The following is a 5,515-nucleotide window of genomic DNA, read 5'->3' on the forward strand; positions in this document are numbered from 1 at the left end:
CAGCCAAGACCCACGGCAGCAGGCAACAGCTGGCTTGGCACAAACTCAGGAGGCTGGCTGTGAAGCTGAGCGATATCGACAGCATGATCGAGCTGTACCTGCAGGCCGAGCGCGATGTGCTGGCCGGCAAGCAGGTAACGTTCCAGGGCCGCACTGTGACCTCTGAAAACCTCAACGAGCTCCGCTCTGGTCGGCGGGAGTGGGAGCAGCGCCGCGCCAGCGTGGCCAACCCTGTCCGTCAGCCCTATGCCGCCGCGAGGTTTACATGAGAGCCATAGATAAGTTGGTCGGGTTTATCTCCCCCGGCTGGGCAGCCAACCGGATGCGCGACCGCTTGCGAATGATGGCCTACGAGGCGGCAATGCCGTCCAGAACCCATCAGGCCAAGCGGGAACGGCGTGGCGCCAACGTGGCCACCCAGCAATCGGCGATCAGCTTGCGCGAGCAGGCCAGAGCCCTGGACGAAAACCATGACATTGTGATCGGCCTTCTCGACAAGATGGAGGAGCGGATTGTCGGCGGCAAAGGCATCCAGATCGAGCCGCAGCCCCGCTCGGTCGATGGACAGTTGCTGGATGACCTCGCCAAGGATATCCGCCGCCGCTGGGCTGCCTGGTCACTCAAACCGGAAACCACCGGCACCTACACCCGTCCCGCCATGGAGCGGCTGGCCTGTCGTACCTGGTTGCGCGATGGCGAGGTGTTTGGCCGCCGCCTGCTGGGCACCATCAAGGGCTATCAGCATCACTCGGATACACCCTTTTCGGTGGAGGTGCTGGAGCCTGACTTTGTGCCGTTCGAGATGAACAGCGTGGCGGATGGGGTCAGGCAGGGGATCAAGGTCGATGCCTGGCGCCGTCCGAAATCCTACTTTGTGATGTTCGATCACCCCGGCGAAATGCAGGGCTATCGCTACCGCACCAAGGAGGTTGAAGCCAGCGAGATGTATCACCTGGCCCTGCGCAAGCGGATCCATCAGCTGCGCGGCGTTACGCTGCTGCACGGTGTCATCACTCGCCTCGCTGATCTCAAGTCGGTGGAAGAGGCCGAGCGCGTAGCCGCCCGGATCAGCGCCTCGCTCGCCTTCTTCATCAAGAAGGAACACCCGGAGGGATACCAGGCGCCGCCAGATGGTTCACCCGCGCAAGCGCAGCGAATGATCGACATCACGCCGGGCATGACCTTTGACGACCTGCGCCCCGGCGAGGATGTCGGGGTTATCCAGTCCAACCGGCCAAACACCGCTCTGAACGTCTGGCGATCGGGTCAGCTGCGCTCATCCTGTGCTGGCACCCGCAGCCAGTATTCGAGCGTGGCCCGCGACTATGACGGCACCTATTCCGCCCAGCGCCAGGAGCTGGTTGAGGGGTGGGAAGGCTTTGCCGTGCTGCAGGATGAGTTTGTGGCCAACTGGTCGCGCCCTGTTTATCGGGATTGGTTGCTGGCCGAAACCCTGCGCAGCAAAGACCCGCTCAAGCTGCCTCCAGAGCTGGATATGAAAACCCTGTTCGATGCCATCTATCTGGCGCCAGTCATGCCCTGGATTGACCCGGAGCGTGAGGCCAACGGCTGGAGAGCTGTGATTCGTGGTAGTGCTGGCACGGTGACTGAGTGGATCCGGGCTCGCAACAGGAACCCTGACGAGGTGCGGGACCAGCGTCTTTCCGAACTGGAATGGGAGAAGCAAAACAACGTCATCACCGATTCCAACCCAGCCAATGATCCAGGAGCACAACCCAGTGAAAAAGCACCACCTGACGGCGGCGGTCCAGACCGCGCTGATGCCAGCGCGAGCGGAGGCCGCCAGCGACCAACCCGCCGCCGATAACCAGAGCCCCCGCAGCTGGTACACCATCAACGCCCTGGCCGCCTCAGAGCCCACGGTAGAGATCTACATCTATGACGTGATCGGCTACTGGGGTGTGTCGGCTCAACAATTCATCTCGGACTGCAAGGCCGCCGGGGTGTTTAGTGCCAAGCAAATCAATCTGCACATTCACAGCCCCGGCGGTGATGTGATGGACGGGTTTGCCATCTACAACACCCTGGCCCGCCTCACCTGCAAGATCGACATCTGGAACGATGGCCTGGCGGCCAGTATGGCCTCGGTCATTCTCTGCCTGCCCAATGCCACCGTGCATATGCCGAGCAATGCCTGGGTGATGATCCACAAGCCGTGGTCTGGCGCAGTCGGCAATGCGGACGACTTGCGAGATCTGGCCGATTGGCTGGATCGCAACGAGGCGCTGCTGCTCAACGCCTACGAGAAGAAAACCGGCAAGCCCCGAGAGGAGCTGGCCGCGCTACTGTCGGCAGATACCTGGCTCGATGGCCTGCAGGCCAAAGAGATGGGGTTTGTCGATGTCCTGGAAGAGCCGATCTCGGCTGCCGCCTACGTGAACGAGAACAAGATGAAAGACTTTAACAACATTCCTACCCAGGCCCGAACCCTGTTCGGCGCCAAAGCGAACGCTGGCACAGCTGCTCCTGTACCGGCCAATCCCACCACGACCGCCGTTTTGCCTGGCCAACCCCAGCAGCCCGCTGGTGATGATGCTGTCGCTGCCTTCAAGCGACAGGAGCAGGCTCGCCGCAATGACATTCAGGATCTGTTTGCGCTGACCGGCGGCCGCTTCCCTGAGCTGATGGCCGAGTGCCTGGATGATATGGATGTTTCCGCCGCCGCTGCGAAAGAGAAAATCAAGGCAGCGCTGGGCACCGGCGCCAGTGAAACCGGCCCGCTGGGTTCCACCGTGCATATCCACGCTGGCAACGGCAACCTGATCGGCGACTCTGTTCGCGCCTCCCTGATGGCTCGCTGTGGTCATGCAGAGAAAGAGCGTGACAACCGCTATGACGGTTTCAGCTTGCGCGAGCTGGCGCGGGCATCACTGGAAGGTCGCGGGGTATCCACCTCCGGCATGAGCCCGATGAACTATGTCGGCATGGCCTTCACCCACACCAGTTCCGACTTTGGCAAGATCCTGATGGATGTCTCCAACAAGTCAGTGCTGGAAGGTTGGGAATCCGCCAACGAGACCTTCGAGAAGTGGACGCGCAAGGGCACCTTGTCCGACTTCAAGGTGGCCCAGCGTGTCGGCTTGGGTGATATCGCCAGCCTGCGCAAAGTGCGCGAGGGTGCTGAGTACAAGCACATCACCCTGAACGACACCGGTGCCACCATCCAGCTGGCGACCTACGGCGAGCTGTTCTGCATCACCCGCCAGGCGATCATCAACGATGACCTCGACCTGCTGACCCGCATCCCGAAACTGATGGGGGCGGCGGCGCGTGGCACCATCGCAGATCTGGTCTATGCCGTGTTGACCCAGAACATCAAGATGCCGGACAACAAGCAGTTGTTCCACGCCGATCACCACAACCTGCTGAGCGGCGCAGACTCTGCCATGAGCATCAAGGCACTCTCTGCTGCCAAGGCGCTGATGCGCAGCCAGAAGGCGGCCGCAGAAGGTGGCAAGGGTCGCGCTCTCAACATCCGCCCGGGCTTTGTTCTGGTGCCGATTGAGCTGGAAGATACCGCGCTCCAGCTGATCAACAGCACCTCCGTCCCCGGTGCCGATGCCAACTCCGGCATCAGCAACCCGCTCAAGGGCTTCGCCGAGGTGATCGGTGAGCCGCGCCTCTCCGATAGCGATGTGGCCCAGTGGTTCCTGGCTGCGCAGGGTGGCGACACGGTTGAGGTTGCCTATCTGGACGGCATGGATGCGCCCTGGATTGAGCAGCAGGAAGGCTTCACCGTTGACGGCGTGACCACCAAGGTTCGCATCGATGCGGGGGTTTCTGCCCTCGACCATCGCGGCCTTGTCAAGGCTGCCGGCAAGTAATCGGAACGGCCCGCAACATGGCGGGCCATCTTTTGGCAAACAAACAGGAACAGCAACATGGCAAAGAATTTCGTTTGTACCGGCACCCAGCTGGCGTTTGCAGCCCCGGCCGGTGGTGTGGTTGCCGGCAAGCCTATCAAGATGGGCGCACTGACCGTTGTCCCGCTGGAGACCGCCGCCGCTGGCACCGAGTTTACCGGCGCCCTGTCCGGTGTCTGGTCTCTCCCATGCGACACCGCATTGGCTATCGGTGCGGCCGTCAAGTGGGATGGTGCCAAGCTGGTCGCGGACACCACCAAGGACGCGGACGACTTCGGCAAGCTGGTTAGCAGCGGCGCCAGCGGTTACGCCGACGCGCTGATCGTCCAGTAATGGTGACCGGCTCCCGCTGGCAGCGGGCGGTCAGTCGCCTCAACGTGGCCGTTGATCAAGCCATGGGTATCGATGCCGTTGTCGCCGGTCAGCCGTTGACCGTGATCTATGACGAACAGCCTGATGCATTTGCCCAGGTGGCGACAGTGCTGCGCGAGCTCGCTGTGAGCAGTCCGCCGCCCGGGGTGCGTTTTCGTAATGGTGACAAGGTAGAGGTGCCAAGCCTTGGCCTGGTGACCACTGTCAGAGACGTGCCATACATGCGGGCTGGCCAGTTGATCATCCCCATCAAGTGAGGAAGCCATGCCCATCAAGCAAGACTTTGACAAGGCGCTGGCGAACCTGAATCTGCTGCCGACCAAGCTGGTGCCGAAGGCGAGCGCTCAGGCGGTCAACCGGGTGGCGGCTGGCGCGTCCAGTCGGGCTATCCGGCTGACCGCCAAGGATAGCCGGGTGCAGGTGCCCGCCAAGTTGCTGCGCCCCCGGGTGAAGATCTTCAAGGCGTCACAGCAGAAGCCATCAGCCACGATCAGGGTGCGCCGCCGCCCTATCCCCTTGATCAAGGTGGGGGCCGTCCAGCAGCGCCTGGTGCGCTATCGGCAGAGCGCCTTCACGGGGATTGGGGACATGCAGGTCGGTCGTCATCGTGTGCCTGGTGGCTTCATCGCTGACGGTGGCCAAGGCTTTGGCGAATACCGGCGGGGAGGTGGCTATGCGGCCACCAAGCTCAAGAGCTGGCAGATCTTGCGCCGGGTCGGCAAAGGCCGTCATGCCCTGGAGGTGATGCGGATCCCGCTGGTGACCCCGATCACCGAGCACTATGAACGGGAATCAAAAGCAGGGATGGCCCGTGACATGCCCCGCGAAATGCAGCGGGCACTGTTGCGTCAGCTTCAATTGACCTTCAAATGAGGATAGGATTCTGATCTTCACGCAAGGAGAGTTCATGATAATCCTGAAAATTGTGGTTGCCCTGGTGATGCTGGCATTGATCGCCATTGGCACCTTTCAGGGCGGCTGGCTGGGATTTGTCATCACAGTCGGCATGACCCTTATCCTCAATGGCATGTTCAACCGCTGGGACGCCAAACGGCAAACCCCATCACGATAACCCGCTTCGGCGGGTTTTTTATTGGACCCAATATGACAATTCGAACCGACATCCGGGCGGCCCTGGCCGAACGGGTGCGAACCTGTGTGCCCGATCTGCGTGAGGTTTACCCCTCCCGCCCGGTGGACGTCGCCGCCGAAGACCTGCCCCTGGCGTTCTGCTACTTCCTGGAAGGGGGCGATGGTGA

7 protein-coding genes are annotated in these 5,515 nt (G+C 61.8%); all 7 read left to right on the forward strand.

Features of this window, described 5'->3' with window-relative positions; genetic code table 11:
- Window positions 1-269, forward strand: a 269-nt coding sequence (locus tag J9889_RS17590; RefSeq protein WP_210557523.1) for a hypothetical protein, incomplete at its 5' end; no start/stop codon positions are given.
- Window positions 266-1,828, forward strand: a complete 1,563-nt coding sequence (locus J9889_RS17595) for a phage portal protein (protein ID WP_041211166.1) — start codon at window positions 266-268, stop codon at window positions 1,826-1,828. The genes J9889_RS17590 and J9889_RS17595, both read left to right, overlap by 4 nt.
- Window positions 1,740-3,845 carry a ClpP-like prohead protease/major capsid protein fusion protein gene (locus tag J9889_RS17600; protein ID WP_349237015.1) on the forward strand — a complete coding sequence of 702 codons (2,106 nt, stop codon included), beginning with the start codon at window positions 1,740-1,742 and terminating at the stop codon, window positions 3,843-3,845. The genes J9889_RS17595 and J9889_RS17600 overlap by 89 nt, the downstream gene beginning before the upstream one ends.
- Before the next feature lie 57 nt (window positions 3,846-3,902).
- Window positions 3,903-4,217 (forward strand): capsid cement protein, encoded by a 315-nt coding sequence (locus J9889_RS17605; RefSeq protein WP_171865147.1) that lies wholly within the window; start codon window positions 3,903-3,905, stop codon window positions 4,215-4,217.
- Entirely contained in the window at window positions 4,217-4,513 is a 297-nt protein-coding gene (locus J9889_RS17610) for a hypothetical protein (RefSeq protein ID WP_005323966.1), read from the forward strand. Before J9889_RS17605 ends, J9889_RS17610 begins: the two co-directional genes overlap by 1 nt.
- A 7-nt stretch (window positions 4,514-4,520) precedes the next feature.
- Window positions 4,521-5,129, forward strand: a complete 609-nt coding sequence (locus J9889_RS17615; RefSeq protein ID WP_210557525.1) for a phage tail protein — start codon at window positions 4,521-4,523, stop codon at window positions 5,127-5,129.
- 34 nt (window positions 5,130-5,163) lie between these two features.
- The gene (locus J9889_RS17620) at window positions 5,164-5,328 is read left to right on the forward strand and encodes a hypothetical protein (RefSeq protein WP_162624078.1); all 165 of its coding nucleotides are present in this window, start codon (window positions 5,164-5,166) and stop codon (window positions 5,326-5,328) included.
- The last annotated feature ends 187 nt before the right edge of the window (window positions 5,329-5,515 follow it).

This window comes from Aeromonas sp. PrichA-15, assembly GCF_017939245.1.
GTDB lineage: Bacteria > Pseudomonadota > Gammaproteobacteria > Enterobacterales > Aeromonadaceae > Aeromonas > Aeromonas caviae.

Coding starts and splice junctions, on each gene's coding strand:
- J9889_RS17620 (WP_162624078.1), top strand. CDS start 5,164: ATGATAATCCTGAAAATTGTGGTTGCCCTGGTGATGCTGGCATTGATC.
- J9889_RS17615 (WP_210557525.1), top strand. CDS start 4,521: ATGCCCATCAAGCAAGACTTTGACAAGGCGCTGGCGAACCTGAATCTG.
- J9889_RS17595 (WP_041211166.1), top strand. CDS start 266: ATGAGAGCCATAGATAAGTTGGTCGGGTTTATCTCCCCCGGCTGGGCA.
- J9889_RS17610 (WP_005323966.1), top strand. CDS start 4,217: ATGGTGACCGGCTCCCGCTGGCAGCGGGCGGTCAGTCGCCTCAACGTG.
- J9889_RS17605 (WP_171865147.1), top strand. CDS start 3,903: ATGGCAAAGAATTTCGTTTGTACCGGCACCCAGCTGGCGTTTGCAGCC.